Source organism: Streptomyces sp. NBC_00370, from assembly GCF_036084755.1.
GTDB lineage: Bacteria > Actinomycetota > Actinomycetes > Streptomycetales > Streptomycetaceae > Streptomyces.
This window is the reverse complement of sequence record NZ_CP107968.1, coordinates 2,928,336-2,947,183: the sequence shown is the minus strand read 5'-3', so window position 1 is coordinate 2,947,183 and position 18,848 is coordinate 2,928,336. Positions and strand designations below refer to the sequence as shown.

The window sequence follows — 18,848 nt, the reverse complement described above, 5'->3', positions numbered from 1 at the left end:
GTCCCCTCGGATCCCGTGGTTATCTGAGTACGGATAGTTGTTATCTGTACTCAGATTGTCGTGCGAGTTGGCACAGGTCAAGCGGGTCGGGAGAGTATGTGTGTACAGATTGACGCGATCATGAGGGACGGTGGTGTGGCGGTGGCACAGCCTGAGTACCTACGGATCGCCGCTGACCTGCGGCGCCGCATCTCCTCCGGCGAATGGCGGCCGGGTGACCAGCTGCCCACCCTCCCGGAGCTGTGCCAGGAGTACCGGGTTTCCGGAACGACGATCCGTAACGCGATCGGGCTACTCCGCAATGAAGGCGCCGTCGAATCCCGGGCCCGCGCTGGAACCCGGGTGCGTGCCAGGCCGCCCGTGCACCGCATGGCCGCCGACCGGTATCGCGCCAAGTCCGGCGCGCCGGTCACTCCGTACACTCGGGATCAGGGCATCGGTTGGTCCGAGTACCGGCTCGACAAGCGATTCGAGAAAGTCCAGGCCGGACCCGAACTGGCTGCCTTGTTCGAGTGCGAGGCGGGCGAGCGGCTCCTGGCGCGGCACTTCGTGTTCCACGACAACGATCAGCCCACGCAGATGTCCACCAGCTATGTTCGCTGGTCCGACGTTGCCGGCACACCGGTTGCCGACCCGATCCACGAGCCCTGGCCCGGGGGCACCCGGGCACAACTGCTCACCCTTGGCATCAACGTGACACGCGTTACGGAGTCGTTCACTGCGGCGATGCCCACAGATGCGGAAGCGGCGACGCTGAAGATTGGCGCGGGCGTGCCCGTCCTCCGTTACACGCGGCGACACATCGCCGACACGGGCCGCATCGTTGAGGTAGCACATCCGATCGTGCGCCGTGGAGACACGACGATCGTCGATTTCGCCATCGACCTGGACGACTGATCCCGGACGGGGGAAATCATCTCCTCCGTCCAGCTGAAGGCCGCCAGAGAAGGTGAAGCAGTGTGCGGCTTCGACCAGGCCGCGGCCGACGCCGTACGGCGGTTCCGGCACGCTCAAGGCGCTCGACCACCACGATCCGCATAGAGGCAGGGTGTGACGGTCAGGTTGCGGCCGGACAAGTGAAGCTTCGATCCGTTCGCCGAAGGCGACCGGGAATACGACTCCCGCATCGGCCCGGCACAGTCGCGCGTTGCTGACGAGGAGGGTGACCATGGCAGGTGCCGGGGAACTCGTCACCGGGACTCTGGGCTACGACGGCGGTCGGCACGTCACGGCGTACGTACCGCCGAGTGCGGTCGAGGCGGTCGTGTTCGCCGGTGACGGTCAGTTGGTGCCACAGTGGGGCGCGGTGCTGGAGGCGGCAGTTGACGTGCCGGCCACGATGATCGTCGGCGCACACCGGTCGACCGACGAGACGCTGCGGCTCCATGAGTACTCACCGGACTTCGACCCGGAACGGTTCGCGGCGCACGAGGAGTTCTTCGTCAACGACGTCCGCCGATGGGCGCGCTCGCGCTTCGGACTCGCGCTGCCCGCCGGGCGCACCGCCGTGTTCGGTGTTTCCGCCGGCGCGGAACTGGCGCTCGCTGTCGGGCTGCGCCACCCGGAGCTGTACGGCGCGGTCCTCTGCGCGTCGCCGGGCGCCGGCTACCGGCCCTCCGGCCTGCTGCCGGCCTCGCTTCCGCGCGCGTACTTCGTCGCCGGCACGTCGGAGCCGTTCTTCCGCGAAAACGCGACGCGCTGGGCGGACGCGCTGCGCGAGGCGGGCGGGGACGTCGTGCTGACCGAACGGGCCGGGGCGCACGGCGGCGCGTTCTGGCAGGAGGAGTTCCCGCTGATGGTGGCCTGGGCGTTCGGGCGATGAGCACCGCCCCGCCGTCCCGCACCGCGCACGACGTGAAGTGACACGACGTCAGTGCTGGCGCCCCCGGCAGGACTCGAACCTGCGGCCAAGTGCTTAGAAGGCACCTGCTCTATCCACTGAGCTACGGGGGCCGGATCGTGGCCTCGGTGACCTGGAGTCCGGTTGTGTCGTCCGTGACCTTGCCGGGACAAGGATAGGGCTCCGATCACCTAGACCCGGTTGCTTCACGTGCGTGGCACGATGTGGAGGTTCAGTGAAGCGAACCGATAATCGCAGGCAGGTGCGATTCCCGCACCGCTTTTTCGGCCATGCGGCCCGGGTGTTGTGCACTCGTTATGCCTGCGCCCCACTCGTCCGGTCTGTCCCGTTGGTGCTGACGCCGCGCAGGAGATTGCCATACGCTTCAAAAAGCTGCCAAAATTGGGCATTCTTCACATGTGGTGACCTTGGACGTACGGCCTGAGCTGATCGACGCACTCTCCGCACTGCGCGACCGTGTCGCTGCCGTGCGTCTTCCACTGCCTCTGCCGGGGGCCCCGCGCGCCCGGCAGACGCGGGCCGAGCTGCTGGCGCAGCTCGACGACTACCTGCTGCCACGGCTCAAGGATCCGGACGCGCCGCTGCTCGCCGTGGTCGGCGGGTCCACCGGGGCCGGCAAGTCCACGCTCGTCAACTCGCTGGTGGGGCGCCGGGTCAGCGAGGCCGGGGTGCTGCGGCCCACCACCCGTACCCCCGTGCTGGTGTGTCACCCCGAGGACCACCACTGGTTCGCGGGGGTGCGGGTGCTGCCGCAACTCACCCGCGTATGGCTGCCCCAGCGGGCCGAGAACGGCGCGGACGGCGGGGCCGACGAGGCGGACGACATCGGCGACGGCGACGTGGAGAGCCTGGAGGCCAACGCGCTGCGCATCGACACCGCGCCCTCGCTGCCCCGCGGGCTCGCGCTCCTCGACGCCCCCGACATCGACTCGCTCGTGGTGGAGAACCGGCTGCTGGCCGCCGAACTGATCTGCGCGGCCGACGTGTGGGTGATGGTGACGACCGCTTCCCGGTACGCGGACGCCGTCCCCTGGCATCTGCTCCGTACCGCGAAGGAGTACGACGCGTCCCTGGTGAGTGTCCTCGATCGGGTGCCTCATCAGGTCGTTGACGAGGTGTCACGGCAGTACGGCGCGCTGATGACGAGGGCGGGGCTCGGCGACGTACCCCGCTTCACCATCCCCGAGCTGCCGGAGTCGGCGGGCGGCGGCAGCGGGCTGCTGCCGACCACCGCCGTCGCGCCGCTGCTCGCCTGGCTCGCGCACCGGGTGCAGGACCCGGCGGCCCGTCAGCAGGCCGTGGTGCGTACGGCGTCGGGCGTGGTCGACTCGCTCAATGTGCGGATGCCGGAGCTGGCCGGAGCGGTCGCCGCGCAGTACGCGGCGTCCGTACGGCTGATGGGCGCCGTCGAGGACGCGTACACCACCGAGGGCGACCGGGTGCGCCGGCAGACCCAGCGCGGCGCCGTCCTCGCCGGGGACGCGCGGACCCGCTGGCGCAGCTACCCGAGGGACAGCTCGGCGCGGGAACTGCTGGACTCGCTCGTGGAGAGCCTGGGCGCGCTGCTCCAGTGCGCCGTGGCGGCGGCCGACGAGCGGGTGGAGGAAGCGTGGCGGCGCGAGCCGGCCGCCGCGGCGCTCGAAGCGCCGGGCCACCGGGACGCCGAGACCTCCGAGCGCATCGGGATGGCCGTACGCCGCTGGCGCAGGGAGCTGGAGGAGCTGGCCGAGGAGGAGGTGCGCCAGTTGGAGCGCAACGCGGCGCCCGAGTCCGACACGGTCGCCGCGCTGCTCGCGGCGGCGCTGCTCGGCGGCCGCAGGGCCCGGCTCGCCGGCGAACGGCTCGCCGAACTCATCGGCGCGCAAGCCGCGTTGCGGCTGCGGGACCGGGGCGGCGAGCTGGTGACGGCGTACGTCGACCGGGTACTGCGCGGGGAGCGCGAACGGCGGCTCGCGCCCCTGGACGCCCTCGGGGTGACCCCGGAGCCGCAGGCCGAACTGATCGCCGCCCTGTCCGTACTGCAGAAGGAGAAGTGACCGACGTGACCGCTGTGACGGACGAGAACAGTGAGCAGACCGGCGGCTGGGACGACGGGTTCATCGCCCGGCGGGTGGGGGAGAAGGGCGCCCAGGGCGGTGTGGCGGGCATCGACGCGCTGACCGGGCTCGACGGGCTGAGCGGAGTGGAGGGCCTTGACGGCGGGCAGGACGGCGCCACCATGCCGCACACCCCCATCGGCGGCGCGTACGAAGGCCCCCTGCGGGTACGGCTCGACGCCCTGGGCGAGCTGATCGGCCTGTCCAGGACCCGGGTGGACGGGCCCACGCTCGCCGAGGCCGGACGCGTCCTGGACGAGGCGTCGGCCCGCCAGCGGCTGTCGTCGCGGCACACGGTCGTCGCCATCGCGGGCGCCACGGGCAGCGGCAAGTCCACGCTGTTCAACGCGCTGGCCGAGGTGCCCATCTCGGAGACGGGGCTGCGCAGGCCCACCACATCCGCGCCCATCGCCTGCACCTGGTCGGACGGGGCAGCGGGGCTGCTCGACCGGCTCGCCATCCCCGGCAGGCTGCGGCGCAGGCCGCTCGCGGGCGGCGACGGCGACGAGGAGCTGCACGGCCTGGTCCTGGTCGACCTGCCCGACCACGACTCGGCCGTCACCCGCCACCGTGAACAGGTGGACCGGGTGCTGGCGCTGGTGGACGCGGTGATCTGGGTGGTGGACCCGGAGAAGTACGCGGACGCCGCGCTGCACGAGCGCTACCTGCGCCCGCTCGCCGGGCACGCCGAGGTCACGTTCGTGGTGCTCAACCAGGTCGACCGGCTGCCGGGCGACGCCGCCGACCAGGTGCTGGACGATCTGCGCCGGCTGCTGGACGAGGACGGCATGGCGCTCGGCGAACACGGCGAGCCGGGCGCGACGGTGCTCGCCGTCTCCGCGCTCGGCGGCCAGGGCGTCGGCGAACTGCGCGAACTGCTCGGCCGGTTCGTCCAGGAACGCAACGCCGCCGCGCGCCGCCTCTCCGCCGATGTGACGGCGGCGGCCGGACGGCTGCGCTCCGCGTACGTCGCCGAGGGCCGGGCCGGGCTCGACGAGCGCTGCCGCGACCAGTTCGCCGACCGGCTCGCCTGGGCCGTGGGCGCGGTGGCCGCGGGCGAGGCGGCCGAGCGGGAGTGGCGCAGGAACGCGAGCCGGGCGTGCGGGACGCCGTGGCTGCGGCTGTGGCGCTGGTACGAGGGCAAGCGCACGCCCGGCGGCGAGACCCCGCAGCCGGCGGCCGTCGTGCTGGAGGAGGAACTGACCGCGCGGCAGCGGGTCGAACAGGCGGTACGTACGGTCGCTGACGAGGCGTCCGACGGGCTGCCGGCGCCGTGGGCGCTCGCGGTGCGCGAGGCGGCCGTACGTGGCGCGGAAGGTCTGCCGGAGGCGCTGGACGTGCTCGCGGCGCCCCCGGGCGCGGCAGGCACGCCGGGTACGTCCGGCGGGTCCGGCGGGTCCGGTGGGTCGGGCGGGTCCGGCGGGTCGGGTGCCGCCGGGGCGACCGGCCGGCCCCCGCGCCCGGCGTGGTGGCCCGCGGCCGTGCTGACCCAGGCGTCCATGACGCTGTTGCAGATCTTCGGCGCGCTGTGGCTGGTCGGCCAGATCGTGGGCGTACTGGAACCGGGGCTGCTGCCGCCCGTGTTGGTGATGCTCGCCGGGATCATCGGCGGGCCGCTGGTGGAGTGGGCGTGCGCCGCCGCCGCCAAGGGGCCGGCCAGGCGGTACGGGCAGGACACCGAACGGCGGCTGCGCGAGGCGGCCGCCGGCTGCGGCCGGGTGAAGGTGCTCGACCCGATCTCGGCGGAGCTGATGCGCTACCGCGAGGTGCGGGAGCAGTACGTGACGGTGTCCGGCGCCACGGGCGGGTGACGGGCGTTTCCCCCGTCGCGGGTTTGTCCACAGGCCCCAGCGGGTTCCGGCGGTCCGGTCCAGCATGGAGACACGGCGGATCGGACCGGACGGACCGGGCCCGGAGCCGGGTGGACCGCCGCTGGGCGAGAGGGGGCTGTCATGTACGACACCGTGGTGACGGTGGTGGGGAACGCGGCGACGGGCGTGGAGTTCAGGGAGTCGGCGACGGGCGCGACGGCGCGCTTCCGGTTCGCGGCGAGCGCGCGCCGCTTCGACCGGCGTAACGAGGTCTGGACCGACGGGCCGACGAGCTTCTACACGGTGTGGGCGTGGCGGAGCCTCGCGGCGAATCTGGCCGCGTCGGTCGCCGTCGGTGAACCGCTCGTGGTGCACGGCCGGTTGCGGGTGCGCGAGGAGGAGCGGGAGGGGCAGCGCCGGACATCCGTGGAGATCGACGCCGTGGCGGTCGGACATGATCTGACGCGCGGAACGGCCGCGTTCCGCCGGGTCGTCAAGGCGGCGCCGCCACCGGCACCCCCACCGGCCTCCCCGTCCGCGTCCCCGCCGGGCGGGCCGACCGGGCCGCCCTGAGCGGCAGTTGGGGGTCCCGAACGGGCACCCGGCGGTCGATAACGATTCCGAGTCGGTACGGTTATCTGATCGCATGACCGGGAATCTCGTCGGACCCCCTCCATAGGATCTTCGAGTACTTCACGGGGCACTGGCCCTCGCCCGGAGGGGAATCTGTGTTTTCTGCGATATCTGTGTCATCCGTACGACGGCGGCTCACCAGCCGCCTCGCCGCGGCGCTCCTCGTCTCGGGTCTGGTGGCCATGGGCACCGCGGCCGGTGCCGGTACGGCGGCCGCCGACGACGAGACACCCCAGTACCAGGGCGGCGCCTCCGCCACCCTCGACGGGCTGACCACCTACGACGGTGCTGTGCTCCACACGGACGGCAAGGACCAGCCGCTCTCCGCCGGACTGTTCGAGATGACCGTCGACGGCGGCGGCAGACTCAAGACGTACTGCGTGGACATCCACAACCCGACGCAGAGCGAGGCGAAGTACCAGGAGACGCCGTGGGACCAGACGTCCCTCGGCGCCAACAAGAACTCCGGCAAGATCCGCTGGATCCTCCAGCACTCCTACCCGCAGGTGGACGACCTCTCCGGCCTCGCCAAGACCGCCGGCACCGGACCGCTCACGGAGAAGACGGCAGCCGCCGGCACGCAGGTCGCGATCTGGCGGTACTCGGACGGGGCCGACGTCGACGCGACCGACCCGCAGGCCGAGAAGCTCGCGGACTACCTCCAGCGCTCGGCGCGTGACGCCGCCGAGCCGAAGGCGTCGCTGACGCTGCAGCCCGCGGCGGTCTCCGGCAAGGCCGGTGACCTGCTCGGCCCGGTCACGGTCCGCACCACCGACACCGACAGCGTCACGGTCGTACCGCCCGCCGACGCCGCCGCCAGCGGCGTCCGGGTCACCGACAAGCACGGCAAGCCGGTGACCTCGGCCAAGGACGGCTCGCAGCTCTACTTCGACGTGCCGGACAAGGCGGCGGACGGTACGGCGCAGCTCGGCGTGCAGGCCACGACGTCACTCCCGGTCGGCCGGGCCTTCGCCGGGGTGACCAAGAGCCAGACGCAGATCCTGGCCGGCTCCAGCGATTCGACCGTCTCGGCGACGGCCACGGCGAACTGGGCGAAGCGAGGGCCGATACCGGCGCTGACGGCGACCAAGAACTGCGCCAGGGGCGGGGTGGACGTCACGGCGGTCAACGAGGGCGACGCCGCTTTCACCTTCCAGCTGGCGGGTCAGCGGCACACGGTCGCGGCGGGGGAGACCCGGACCATCACCGTCCCGGTCGACGAGGACCAGACGTACGACTTCACCGTCGAAGGACCCGGCGGGCTGCAGGAGACCTTCAAGGGGCTGCTGGACTGCGCGGTCTCCGGCGCCCCGGTCACCACGCTCGACCAGCCGGGATCCGGGCCCAGCCCCGCTTCGGCCGGTGAGGTGCCCACCGACGGCGTCACGGCCTACTCGGGCGGCGAGGGGCTGGCGGAGACCGGCTCGTCCAACGCCACACCGGTCATCGCCGGCATCGCGATCGTGCTCGTGCTCGTGGGCGGCGGCGCGGTCTTCTTCCTCCGCAGGAAGAACTCCACCGGCGGAAAGTGACCGTACGGTCACCGGCTGCCGGGCAGTGGCCCCGGCAGCCACCGGTACCCGTTTCCGTTGGGGTACCGAGGTGCTGCAAGATGGGTGTATCTGCCCTCACGCGGCGGAGCCGCACATTGGCCCTTCTCGATCTGCCGGACGGTTTCTCTTGGCTGAGTACATCTACACGATGCGCAAGACGCGTAAGGCGCACGGCGACAAGGTCATCCTCGATGACGTGACGCTGAGTTTCCTGCCGGGCGCGAAGATCGGTGTGGTGGGTCCGAACGGCGCCGGAAAGTCCACCGTGCTGAAGATCATGGCCGGCATCGAGCAGCCGTCCAACGGCGACGCCTTCCTGTCGCCCGGCTACTCGGTGGGCATGCTCCTCCAGGAGCCGCCGCTCGACGAGTCGAAGACCGTGCTGGAGAACGTCCAGGACGGCGCCGCCGAGCTGATGGGCAAGCTCAAGCGCTTCAACGAAGTGGCCGAGCTGATGGCGACCGACTACTCGGACGCCCTCATGGAGGAGATGGGGCAGCTCCAGGAGGACCTGGACCACGCCAACGCGTGGGACCTGGACACCCAGCTGGAGCAGGCCATGGACGCGCTGGGCTGCCCGCCCGGCGACTGGCCCGTCACCAACCTCTCCGGCGGTGAGCGGCGCCGGGTCGCGCTGTGCAAGCTGCTGCTCGAAGCGCCCGACCTGCTGCTGCTCGACGAGCCCACCAACCACCTGGACGCCGAGTCCGTCGCCTGGCTGGAACAGCATCTGGCGAAGTACCCCGGCACCGTCGTCGCCGTCACCCACGACCGGTACTTCCTCGACAACGTGGCCGGCTGGATCCTGGAGCTGGACCGCGGCCGCGCCATCGGCTACGAGGGCAACTACTCGACGTACCTGGAGTCCAAGCAGGCGCGGCTCAAGGTCGAGGGCCAGAAGGACGTCAAGCGCGCCAAGCGGCTCAAGGAAGAGCTGGAGTGGGTCCGCTCCAACGCGAAGGGGCGCCAGGTCAAGTCCAAGGCCAGGCTCGCCCGTTACGAGGAGATGGCGGCCGAGGCCGACAAGATGCGCAAGCTGGACTTCGACGAGATCCAGATCCCGCCGGGCCCGCGGCTCGGCAGCATCGTCGTCGAGGTGCAGAACCTGTCCAAGGGCTTCGGCGACAAGATGCTGATCGACGACCTGTCGTTCACGCTGCCGCGCATGGGCATCGTCGGCGTGATCGGACCGAACGGCGCGGGCAAGACCACGCTGTTCAAGATGATCCAGGGCTTCGAGCAGCCGGACTCGGGCTCCATCAAGGTCGGCGAGACGGTCAAGATCAGCTACGTCGACCAGGGCCGGTCCAACATCGACCCGAAGAAGTCGCTGTGGGCGGTCGTCTCCGACGAGCTGGACTACATCAACGTGGGCCAGGTCGAAATGCCCTCCCGCGCCTATGTGTCCGCCTTCGGCTTCAAGGGCCCCGACCAGCAGAAGCCGGCCGGCGTGCTGTCCGGCGGTGAGCGCAACCGTCTCAACCTGGCGCTGACCCTCAAGCAGGGCGGCAATCTGCTGCTCCTCGACGAACCGACCAACGACCTCGACGTGGAAACGCTGTCGTCGCTGGAGAACGCGCTGCTGGAGTTCCCCGGCGCCGCGGTGGTCGTCTCCCACGACCGGTGGTTCCTGGACCGCGTCGCGACGCACATCCTGGCGTACGAGGGCGACTCCAAGTGGTTCTGGTTCGAGGGCAACTTCGAGTCGTACGAGAAGAACAAGATCGAGCGGCTCGGCGCCGACGCGGCCCGTCCGCACCGCGCCACCTACAAGAAGCTGACCCGGGACTGACGATGGCGCGCCACATCTACCGCTGCCCGATGCGCTGGTCGGACATGGACGCCTTCGGGCACGTCAACAATGTGGTCTTCCTCCGCTATCTGGAGGAGGCCCGCATCGACTTCATGTTCCGGCTGGCGCCGGGGGACGGCTCGCCGTCGTTCTCCGGGGGGTCCGTGGTGGCCCGCCACGAGATCGACTACAAGCGGCCGCTGGTCCACCGGCACGAACCGGTGACCATCGAGTCGTGGGTGACGAAGCTGAACGCGGCGTCGCTGACGATCGCGTACGAGATCAAGGACACCGCGGACGACGGCAGCACGGAGGTCTACGTGCAGGCGGCGACCGTCGTCGTGCCGTACGACCTCGCGGCGGGCCGGCCCCGGCGGATCACCCAGGAGGAGAAGTCCTTCCTCATGAAGTACCTGGACGACGACGACACGAACGACAAGGACCCGAAGGACGCGCTCGCGGCATGACGGCCCCGGTGCAGACCCTGCGGTTCGCCGACTCGGGAGAGGCGGCGGATCTCGCCGCCTTCCTCGGCCGGCTGATCCACTACGACCGCGCCGCCGCCGTCCGGCTCCAGGGCGGCGGAGCGGCGGTCGCTGTCTTCGGCAGGCCGCCGTCCTTCGACGTGCTCGCCATCCGTACGGTGCGGCTCGGCGAACCCGCCGAGCTGGACGTCACGGTCTCGGCCGGCGAACTGCTCGAAGGCATCGGGGAGGGGCGGCAGTTCGCCGTACCGGCCCCGGTGACCGGCCCCCCGTGGGCCGGGGTGCTGCCGCCGCGCGGCGGCTGGCGCCAGCTCGACGGACTGCCGGGGACCGCCCAGATGCGGGCCGCCGTTGCGGCGGCCGTCGCCGAGTTCCGCAGCCGCGACGAGGCACTGCCGGAGGCACACCGCACCCGCGCCGAGCGGGACCGGATCGGCAACGAGATCTGGTCCAGAACCCTCGGCACCACGGACCTGCCGCTGCGCGCCGTGCACGCGGCCCAGTCGGTGGGCTTCCTGAGGCCGACGGCCGACGAGGCCCCGGCCGCGCTGTTCGGCGCGGGAAGCTGGCTACGGCTACGCACCCCGTTCGGCTCGACGGCGGTCCGCCTGGCGGGCACCGGCGGCCTCGGCTCCCTACCGGGCCTCAGCGTGACCCCGGCATAACGCCTGCCCCGACGCCAGGCCCGGCGCCCCGGCCCACCCCGTGGCGAGTGAGCCGAAGGGGCGCGCCGCTGTCGAAAGGGAGAGCGCGCGCAGGTCCGTGAGGAACGAGCGGACCGAGCACGGTCGACCGTCGACAGTGGCTTAAAGCGCCCCGGAGGCGAACCGAGCCTGAAAAAAAGGGGGTGTGCGCGCCGCTGTCGAAAGGGAGAGTCCACGCAGGCCTGCGAGGAACGAGCGGACCGAGCACGGTCGACCGTCGACAGTGGCACAAGGCGCCCCGGAGGCGAACCGAGCCCCCCAAAAAAGAGGGCGAACCGAGCCCTCCGACTAAGGTGTTTCGTCCGGCCAGATGCCTATGTGGTCCTGTTCCAGTTCCAGCATCACCCGGTGCTCCATGCGCAGCGCCTCCGTGTACTCGGCCGGCAGCTGGAGGCGGCCCGCGCGGTCGAGCATCGCGTATTCCCTTGCCACCAGCGACTCCTGGCCGGTCGTCGCGTCGACCTCGGTGCGTCGCAGCACCTCCGAGGAGGTGCGGCCGTCGCGGATCGCGACCGTGCGGCGGACCTCGCTCGCGACCGTCTGGTCGTGCGTGACGATCACGATGGTCGTGCCCAGTTCCTCGTTGGCCGTGCGGAACGCGGCGAAGATCTGTTCCGCCGTCGCCGAGTCCAGCTCACCGGTCGGCTCGTCCGCCAGCAGCACGGACGGCTCGTTGGCGAGGGCGACGGCGATCGCGACCCGCTGCTGCTGGCCGCCCGACATCTGGTGCGGGCGCCGGTCGCGGCAGTCGGCGACCTCCAGGATCGACAGCAGCATCTCGGCGCGCTCGGCCTTCTTCCCCGCCGAGACCCGGCTGCCCCGGCCGCCCCGGCCGCCCGAGCCGCCCCGGCCGCGCAGCTGCATCGGCAGCGCGACGTTCTGCACCGCCGTCAGGTACGGCAGCAGATTGCGCGCCGTCTGCTGCCAGACGAACCCGACGACCTCACGCCGGTAGCGCAGCCGCTCGCGCGCGCCCATCGCCAGCAGGTCGCGGCCCGCGACCCGCGCCGCGCCCGCCGTCGGCTCGTCGAGACCGGCGAGGATGTTCATCAGCGTCGACTTGCCGCTGCCCGAAGCGCCGACCAGAGCCATCAACTCGCCTTCCCTGACCAGCAGATCGAGGCCCTGCAGGGCTTGGACCTCGACACCGTCGGTGGAGAAGATCCGCACCAGCCGGTCGCAGGTGATCAGCGCGTCGTGCCCGTACTCGGGCCGGTCCCTGCGGGCCGCCGCGCGCTGTTCGAGTTCGGCGAGCGAGATTTCGGTCATCGCGGGTCTCCTGCCCTGAGTTCGGTCGTTGTCGTGCGCCGGGTCGCCAGCCACGCCTGGACGACGGCCACCCCCGCGGCGAGCACCACCACGCCGACGGCGGGCAGCAGCAGCGACAGGGGGTCGGCGCGCAGATGTACGGCGGTCAGGCCGGGGAACTGCTGGTCGGACAGGGCCAGTCGGGCCAGGTCGAGGCCCGGCGCCAGCAGCCGGATCGCCGCCCAGCCGACCAGCGCCCCGCCGCAGGCGGCCAGCAGGGCCTGCGGCATCGACTCCATGACCAGCAGCCGTCTGCCCTGGGGCCGGGTCAGCCCCATCGTGCGCAGTCTGGCCAGCAGCGCGGTGCGTTCGGGGGCGGCCTGGAGCAGTGCGAGCAGCAGCGCCAGGACCGCGAAGCCCGCGCCGGCGGCGACGGCCACCGTGTAGATGCGTTCGGCGCCGCTCTGGGCCGGTGAGTCGGTCAGCGCGTCCCGTGTCTCGGACCGCAGTCGCACATCGAGCCCGGCGCCCGCGGCGTGCGCGGTGGCCCGCAGCGCCGAGCCGCGTACCGAAGGCCCGGTCACCAGCAGGGTGTTGTCCTGGTGCTCGGGCAGGTCGGCCGCGTTGACGACGAGGAAGTCGCCGTCGGACATGGCGGGCGTCGCGTCCCGTACGGCGGCCACCCGGACGCTGAACATCCGGAACGAGTTGCCGACCCGCGCGCTCCCGTCGCCCAGCCGTGCGGCGACACCGGGCGACGCGATACCGCGCAGCGGCCCCGACGCCCCGGGACGCTTCAGCTCGTCGGCGGGGAAGGCGCCCCGGCCGGTGGTACGGGCGAGGCGCGCGTACGAGTCGGGGTCGACGGCGAGCAGCGTGACGACCCCGCTGACGGCGCCGCCCTGGACGTCGCCGAGGTCCAGGTTGTCGTCGCGTTCGAGCGACGTCACGTCACGCACGCCGTCGGTCTTCCGTACGGCGCCGGCCAGCGAGGCCGGCAGCTGTCCCACCGCCTCGACGGAGGCGTCGGCGCCCACCGACAGCAGCGAGGCCCGGTCACGGGCGTCGCTGATCCCGGCGAGCACGGAGCCGCCGAACGCCGCCGTCGTCAGCGCGATCAGCAGCGCGAGCAGCGGCAGCGCGGCCGTGGTGGTGGAGCGGCCCGCCCTGGCCAGCGACAGGAACCCGGTCGCGCCGCGCCTGCGGGCCATCGGCCGGGCGGCGAACCGCAGCGGCAGCGGGTAGAGCCTGCCGAGCACCAGCGCGGCGATCACCCCGACCAGCACCGGCGCCGCGCTGACCAGCTGGTCCACGCCGCCCTCCGACGTACCCCGGCGGCGCAGCGCGACCACGGCGCCGACCGTGACCACGAGCAGGGTCAGCTCGGCGACGGTACGCCGCCGCGACGGCCTGGCCCGTACGAGATCGTCGCGCTCGCCGTGCAGCCGGGGCCTGCGGTGCAGGATGGCGGCCCGCACCGGCAGTGCCCCGCAGCCGAGCACGGCGACGCCCACGGCGGCCAGCACCGAGGCGGGCAGCCGGCCCTCCGGCGTCAGCAGGACGGCGAGCCCCCAGCCGGCGGCCGTCGCGGGCAGCACCGGCACCGCGGTCTCGGCGAGCAGCCGCCCTGCGATGCCGCGCACCGAGGCGCCGCGCGCCCGCAGCAGGGTCAGTTCGGCCCCGCGCCGGCCGGCGGCGAGCCCGGCGGCCATGAGCAGGACGACACCGGCGACCGTACCGGCGCCGAAGGCGGCGACGGCGACCACCGGGCGTACGGCGCCGAGCAGGGAGCTGAGTCCGGTGACGATGTCGTCGAGCCCGGAGTCCGCCTCGGCGTCCTGCGCGACGGACGTGCGCAGCTCCGTCTGGAGCGGGCCGTGTTCGAGCGAGGCGACGGCGTCGTCGATCCGGCCGATGTCGGCGCCCCTGAGCCCGGCCGTCTCGGGCGCCACGCGCCAGTACGACTCGGCCTTGTCGGTGGCGCCGAGCAGCGCGGGCCCCGCCTCGGGCGGCAGCAGCAGCCCGCCCGCCCAGTAGTGCCTGACCAGACCGCCGTTGCCGGGCGCCGCCGTCAGGACGGCCCTGCGCAGTGATGACTCCGCCGACCAGTAGCTCAGTGAGGGCCGCAGCGGCTCGACGATGCCGGTGATCCGCACGGCCAGTGTCTGCCGGCCGACCGTCGACGGCAGATGGATCGTGGAGCCGACCTTGATGCCGAGCGGCCCGGCGTTCTCGGTGGTGACCGCGGCCTCGACCTGCGTGGTCGTCGCGGTCACCGAGCCCGCCGCGGCCCTCGGCAGCCGTCCCTCGCGCAGCCGGGAGTGCCCGGCGAGGTCCGACTGGGTGCTCAGGGTGAAGACGCTGGCAAGCCCCTCGGGCCGGGGCAACCACGGGTCGGCCGCCTTCAGCCCCTCCAGCGTGTGCACCCCGTACGACGACTGCCCGGGGTCGGCGCGCAGCGGTTCCGGCAGCGTGGCGACGACCCGGTCGTAGCGCGGGCCGAGGAAGCCGGGGCGCAGCTCCTGCTCGATCTGGCCGGGCGTCCCGGTGAGACCGGCCGAATCCAGCGGGCGGGTCACCTCGACGACGGTGTGGTCGGGCGACGCCACACCCAGCTCGTGGCGCAGCGCGGCGCCCTCGTACGTGTCGACGGCGCGCGGGAAGGCCGCCGCGAGAAACGCGGTGATCAGCGCGAGCAGCGCCAGCGCGACGGCGGGTCCCGGCGCTGCGCGCAGCCGGGTGCGTACCCAGGGGGCGACGGCTCTCATGTCATTCACCTCCCTGGACGCGCAAGGAACTCGCCGGGTCGCCCCGGCGCAGCGCGAGCGCGGCGACGATCAGCAGCGGACCGATCGCCACCCCGGCCAGCAGCAGCAACACGGAGTGGACCGGCAGTCGTACGAGCACGTCCGGTACGGGCTGGGTGGCCTGTCCCGTCAGCACGATCAGCGGGACGACGGCGCGGGTCAGCACGGCGCCCAGCGCGAGCCCCACGGCCAGCGCGATGCCGACGAGCAGACAGTGTTCGACGGCGAGCAGCCGGGCCAGCTGGCGGCGCGGTGCGCCGAGCGCGCGCAGCACGGCGAACTCCGCCGAGCGTTCGCGCAGCGCGCCGACCGTGCTCACCCCGAAGCCGACGGCGGCCAGCAGGGCGGCGACGACGGCCACCGCGAGCAGCGCCGACTGCGGCCCGGCGCCCAGCGGATCGTTGTGCAGCCGCTCGGCCGTCTCGCCCCGGACCAGGACCTGTTCGGGGTCGATGTCGCCGCGTGCGCGCAGCGTGGCGGCGACCTTCGCCGCCGTGCCTGGCGCGGGGTACAGCCACCACTCGGTGGCCTGGAGCGTGTCGGCGGCCCGGCCGGCGAGCACGTCGTTGACGGCCCGCAGATCGACCAGCAGCGAGCCGCCGTCGCTCGCCGGGTCCGGTGCCCGGCCCGCCGTGCCGGCGCCGGGCCCGGTCGTGGGCAGCGCCCGTACGACGCCGGCGATCCGCACGTCGATCTTCCCGCCCGCGGTCGGCACTTGGATCACGGAGCCCTTCGCGGCGCCGCTGGACGACAGGAACCGGTCGGTGGCGAGGGCGGCGGGCACGGCGGCCTTCGGCGTACGGGCGCTGATCCGCAGCGTGACGATGCGCGGATTGGCGTACTGGGCGGTGTTCTCGCCGGTGGCGAACGTGACATGGAACGGCGCGGCGGCGGACGACCCCAGTGCTTCGGTGATCCGGGGCGCCACCACGTCCGGATCCAGCGGGTCGTCGTTGGCCGACGGCTTCGCCTGCCAGTCGCCGCTGTCGGGCGCGCCGAGCGTGCGGCGGGCGCCGTTCGTGGCGTACGCGGCGATGCGGCCGACGGTGACCCGCAGCCGGTCCGAGCCCAGCGGGCCCCGGACGCCGTCGAACTGGAGCGAGACCAGCGTCAGCGGCCCTGCGGGCCTGCCCTCCGGGGCGTTCGCGGCGGCCGCGAGATCGGCGGTGCGCTCGTACGTGTGCCCGTCGGGCTTCACCGAGCCGAGCTGGAGTGTGGAGCGCATCCCGTACCGGTCCTGGACGGTGGCGGAGACGCTCAGCGCCGTGCCGTTCTGCACGGGGTCCTTCGAGCCCGGTCCCACGGTGACCGGGAGGACGACCCGTGCGGTGTCCTCGGGGATCGCGAGACCCACGGCGGCCCCGGACGTCGCCGGGCGCAGCGCGGCGACCTGGGCAGCGGCGTCGCCGTCCGACTGGTCGGCGCGCAGCCCGATGCCCCCGGCCGCTCCTCGGGTGTCGAGTCCCCGGGTGTCGAGGGCCAGCACGGTCGCCTGGCGGTTGCCCGACAGCGTCATGGCGCTGCGGGCCGCCGGAGCCGCCGACCGTACGTCGGGGACCGCGGCGTACGCGCCGCCCTGGCCGAACGGGGCGGTGCGGCTGCCCAGCACGCGCAGCGGCGCGCCCGCCTGGAAGTCGGCCTGGTCGCTCTGCGAGCGGTCCCATGAGGCGCCCTGGCCGATCGCCAGCATGCCCATGGCGACGGCCAGGACCAGCAGCAGCACCGGGCCCGCGCCGCGCAGCGGTCTGCGGCTGAGCTGCCACCCGGCGAGCGCGGCGGGCAGCCCCCGGCCCTTCGCGGCCCGCCGTTCGGCGAGCCGGGCGGCGGGCGGCAGCAGCCGCAGTGTCAGTACCGTCCCGGCGAGCAGCGCCAGCGCGGGCGCGACGACCAGCAGCGGGTCGATGCCGATCGAGCCGCCCCGGTCACCGCTCAGCGCGCCGCTGCCCGAGGTCTGCCGGTCCAGCTGCCAGTACGCGACCCCCGCGACGGCCAGCAGCCCGACGTCGGCCCCCGCCCGCAGCGGCGCGGGCAGCGCGCGGGCCCGGCCCGCCTTCGCTGTGCTCGCGGTCAGCGCGGGCGTGACCACGGCCGCCGCGCAGGCCAGCGCCGCCACCACCCCGACCAGCCACACCGAGGCGGTCAGACCGGTGTCCACGCGCAGCCCGATCCTGGCCAGCAGCCCCTGCCCGGCGAGCAGCCGGGTCAGCGGCCCCGCCAGCAGCGGCGCTGCCACAGCCGCCGGCAGCGCCAGCAGCAGCGCCTCCAGGGACGCCAGCGCGACGACCCGGCGGCGCGAGGCGCCGCGCGCCATCAACAGCTGGGTCTCGCCGACGCGTTCGCTGGACAGCAGCCGGGCCACAAGCAGCAGCGAGTACGCGGCGAGCAGCACCAGCTGGAGCGAGACGATCAGCAGCGTCGAGCGGGCCACCAGCAGGGCACGCTCCGACTGGTCGAGCAGATCGGGCAGCGCCGTACGGGTGGTGATGTCACCGGCGAAGACCTTCTGGGCGCCGAGGAACTTCTGGGCGCCCTTCACGCTCGTACGCAGCGACCCGATCCGGCCGGAGGTGAATGTGGACCAGTCGGCTGTCGCGAGCCAGGACCGGTCGCCCTGGGTGACCTTGCCGCCCGCCAGCACGGCGGGGTCGGCGATCAGCGGGCCGTACGTGGTGAAGGAGACCCGGCGCACCCCGCGCCCGCCCAGCTCGTCCAACTGCCAGTAGGGATCGGTCAGATCGGCCGGCCGGTAGGTCCCGGTGACCCGGATCCGCAGCGGCGGTCCGCCGAACCGGTCGGTGAGGGTCAGCGGCGGGGCGCCGGGCCGCAGCCTCAACTGTTCGGCCGCCGCCTCCGGTACGGCCACGTCGGCGACGCCCCCGGCGCCGGCCCGGCCCGTGGCGGGCCAGCTCCCCGAGACCAGCCGTACCCGTGAGCGGTCGACGGCGGCGAGCTGGGTGAGATACGGGTCGCCGCTCTTGCGGTCGGCGGCCGGCTCCACCGCGCGCGGCAGGGCGTAGGGGCCTGTGCGGTCGAACGAGCGCAGGCTCACCGGCAGCCCGTCGAAGGACCGCCGGGCACCGGTCAGCGCCGCCCGGTCGGCGGCCTTCTTGTCGGGGCCAGCGCTGTGCGAGGTGATGACCAGCGAGGCGGCCTCGGCGTTCGAGGTGCGCAGCGCGTACCGCAGTCCCGCGTCGCCGATCGAACCGGAGAACGCGGCGAGCGTCGCGAGGACGGCCGTGGTCAGCAGGACGGCGAGCAGCGCGGCCGTGAGCAGCAGTCGGTGCGCGCGCACGCGCAGAAACACGAACCCCGTCAAGCCGTTCCCCCGTGAGGTACCTGATCACTTCCCCCGAACATTCCCCCGAACGTCCATTCGGGATGCTGTCAGAGAGGAGGGCCGAGGGAAACCTTTTCCAGCCATGGTTTGACGAGATCGTGACCGGAAGCCGCTGTTCAGCCCTCTGTGTTCACCATGGAGGCGGCGGCGTAGACGAAGTAGTCCCACAGCTGCCGCTCGTGCTCGGGGGAGAGGGCCAGCTCGTCCACCGCCACCCGCATATGGCCCAGCCACGCGTCCCGCGCCGCGCTGTCCACCGGGAACGGGGCGTGCCGCATCCGCAGCCTCGGGTGGCCCCGCCGGTCGCTGTAGGTGCGCGGGCCGCCCCAGTACTGCATCAGGAAGAGCGTGAAGCGCTCCTCGGCCGGACCCAGATCCTCCTCCGGGTACATCGGCCGCAGCAGCGGGTCCTCGGCGATGCCCTGGTAGAAGCGGTGGACCAGGCGCCGGAAGGTCTCCTCGCCGCCGACCTGCTCGTAGAAGGTCTGCTCCTGAAGCGTGCCGCGCGGAATATCGTTCAC

General features: G+C 72.9%; 13 protein-coding genes and 1 tRNA gene. 9 read left to right on the top strand and 5 right to left on the bottom strand.

Annotated features, from left to right (window positions below; genetic code table 11):
- Window positions 1–135: 135 nt before the first annotated feature.
- Both OHS57_RS12960 and OHS57_RS12955 read left to right on the top strand, forming a co-directional pair.
- Complete coding sequence (locus OHS57_RS12960; protein WP_328582007.1) at window positions 136–897, top strand: GntR family transcriptional regulator; 762 nt, start codon at window positions 136–138, stop codon at window positions 895–897.
- Between the two features lie 271 nt (window positions 898–1,168).
- Complete coding sequence (locus tag OHS57_RS12955; protein WP_328582006.1) at window positions 1,169–1,822, top strand: alpha/beta hydrolase; 654 nt, start codon at window positions 1,169–1,171, stop codon at window positions 1,820–1,822.
- A gap of 55 nt (window positions 1,823–1,877) precedes the next feature.
- Here the strand turns inward: OHS57_RS12955 and OHS57_RS12950 are convergent.
- Window positions 1,878–1,953 (bottom strand) — tRNA-Arg (locus OHS57_RS12950).
- A gap of 315 nt (window positions 1,954–2,268) precedes the next feature.
- On the opposite strand from OHS57_RS12950, the gene OHS57_RS12945 reads away from it, so the two are divergent.
- From OHS57_RS12945 to OHS57_RS12915, 7 genes are all read left to right on the top strand, one after another.
- Window positions 2,269–3,897 (top strand): dynamin family protein, encoded by a 1,629-nt coding sequence (locus OHS57_RS12945; RefSeq protein WP_328585053.1) that lies wholly within the window; start codon window positions 2,269–2,271, stop codon window positions 3,895–3,897.
- Window positions 3,898–3,902: 5 nt separating this feature from the next.
- Window positions 3,903–5,768, top strand: a complete 1,866-nt coding sequence (locus tag OHS57_RS12940) for a GTPase (protein WP_328582005.1) — start codon at window positions 3,903–3,905, stop codon at window positions 5,766–5,768.
- 141 nt (window positions 5,769–5,909) lie between these two features.
- On the top strand, window positions 5,910–6,341 hold the full coding sequence (locus OHS57_RS12935) for a single-stranded DNA-binding protein (RefSeq protein ID WP_328582004.1): 432 nt from the start codon (window positions 5,910–5,912) through the stop codon (window positions 6,339–6,341).
- Window positions 6,342–6,514: 173 nt separating this feature from the next.
- Window positions 6,515–7,933, top strand: a complete 1,419-nt coding sequence (locus OHS57_RS12930) for a Cys-Gln thioester bond-forming surface protein (protein WP_328582003.1) — start codon at window positions 6,515–6,517, stop codon at window positions 7,931–7,933.
- A 148-nt stretch (window positions 7,934–8,081) separates the two neighbouring features.
- A complete protein-coding gene (gene ettA / locus OHS57_RS12925) occupies window positions 8,082–9,746 on the top strand; it encodes an energy-dependent translational throttle protein EttA (protein WP_078863648.1) in 1,665 nt (554 codons plus the stop codon).
- Between the two features lie 2 nt (window positions 9,747–9,748).
- Window positions 9,749–10,213, top strand: a complete 465-nt coding sequence (locus OHS57_RS12920) for an acyl-CoA thioesterase (protein WP_041989623.1) — start codon at window positions 9,749–9,751, stop codon at window positions 10,211–10,213.
- Window positions 10,210–10,896 carry a hypothetical protein gene (locus OHS57_RS12915; RefSeq protein ID WP_328582002.1) on the top strand — a complete coding sequence of 229 codons (687 nt, stop codon included), beginning with the start codon at window positions 10,210–10,212 and terminating at the stop codon, window positions 10,894–10,896. Before OHS57_RS12920 ends, OHS57_RS12915 begins: the two co-directional genes overlap by 4 nt.
- 327 nt (window positions 10,897–11,223) lie before the next feature.
- Here the strand turns inward: OHS57_RS12915 and OHS57_RS12910 are convergent, their stop codons facing one another.
- The 4 genes from OHS57_RS12910 to OHS57_RS12895 all read right to left on the bottom strand — a co-directional run bounded on the left by OHS57_RS12910 (window position 11,224) and on the right by OHS57_RS12895 (window position 18,848).
- Entirely contained in the window at window positions 11,224–12,204 is a 981-nt protein-coding gene (locus OHS57_RS12910; RefSeq protein WP_328582001.1) for an ABC transporter ATP-binding protein, read from the bottom strand.
- The gene (locus OHS57_RS12905; RefSeq protein WP_328582000.1) at window positions 12,201–14,951 is read right to left on the bottom strand and encodes an FtsX-like permease family protein; all 2,751 of its coding nucleotides are present in this window, start codon (window positions 14,949–14,951) and stop codon (window positions 12,201–12,203) included. Before OHS57_RS12905 ends, OHS57_RS12910 begins: the two co-directional genes overlap by 4 nt.
- A 1-nt stretch (window position 14,952) precedes the next feature.
- On the bottom strand, window positions 14,953–18,282 hold the full coding sequence (locus OHS57_RS12900) for an FtsX-like permease family protein (protein WP_443042883.1): 3,330 nt from the start codon (window positions 18,280–18,282) through the stop codon (window positions 14,953–14,955).
- Between the two features lie 161 nt (window positions 18,283–18,443).
- A complete protein-coding gene (locus tag OHS57_RS12895; RefSeq protein ID WP_041989641.1) occupies window positions 18,444–18,848 on the bottom strand; it encodes a globin in 405 nt (134 codons plus the stop codon).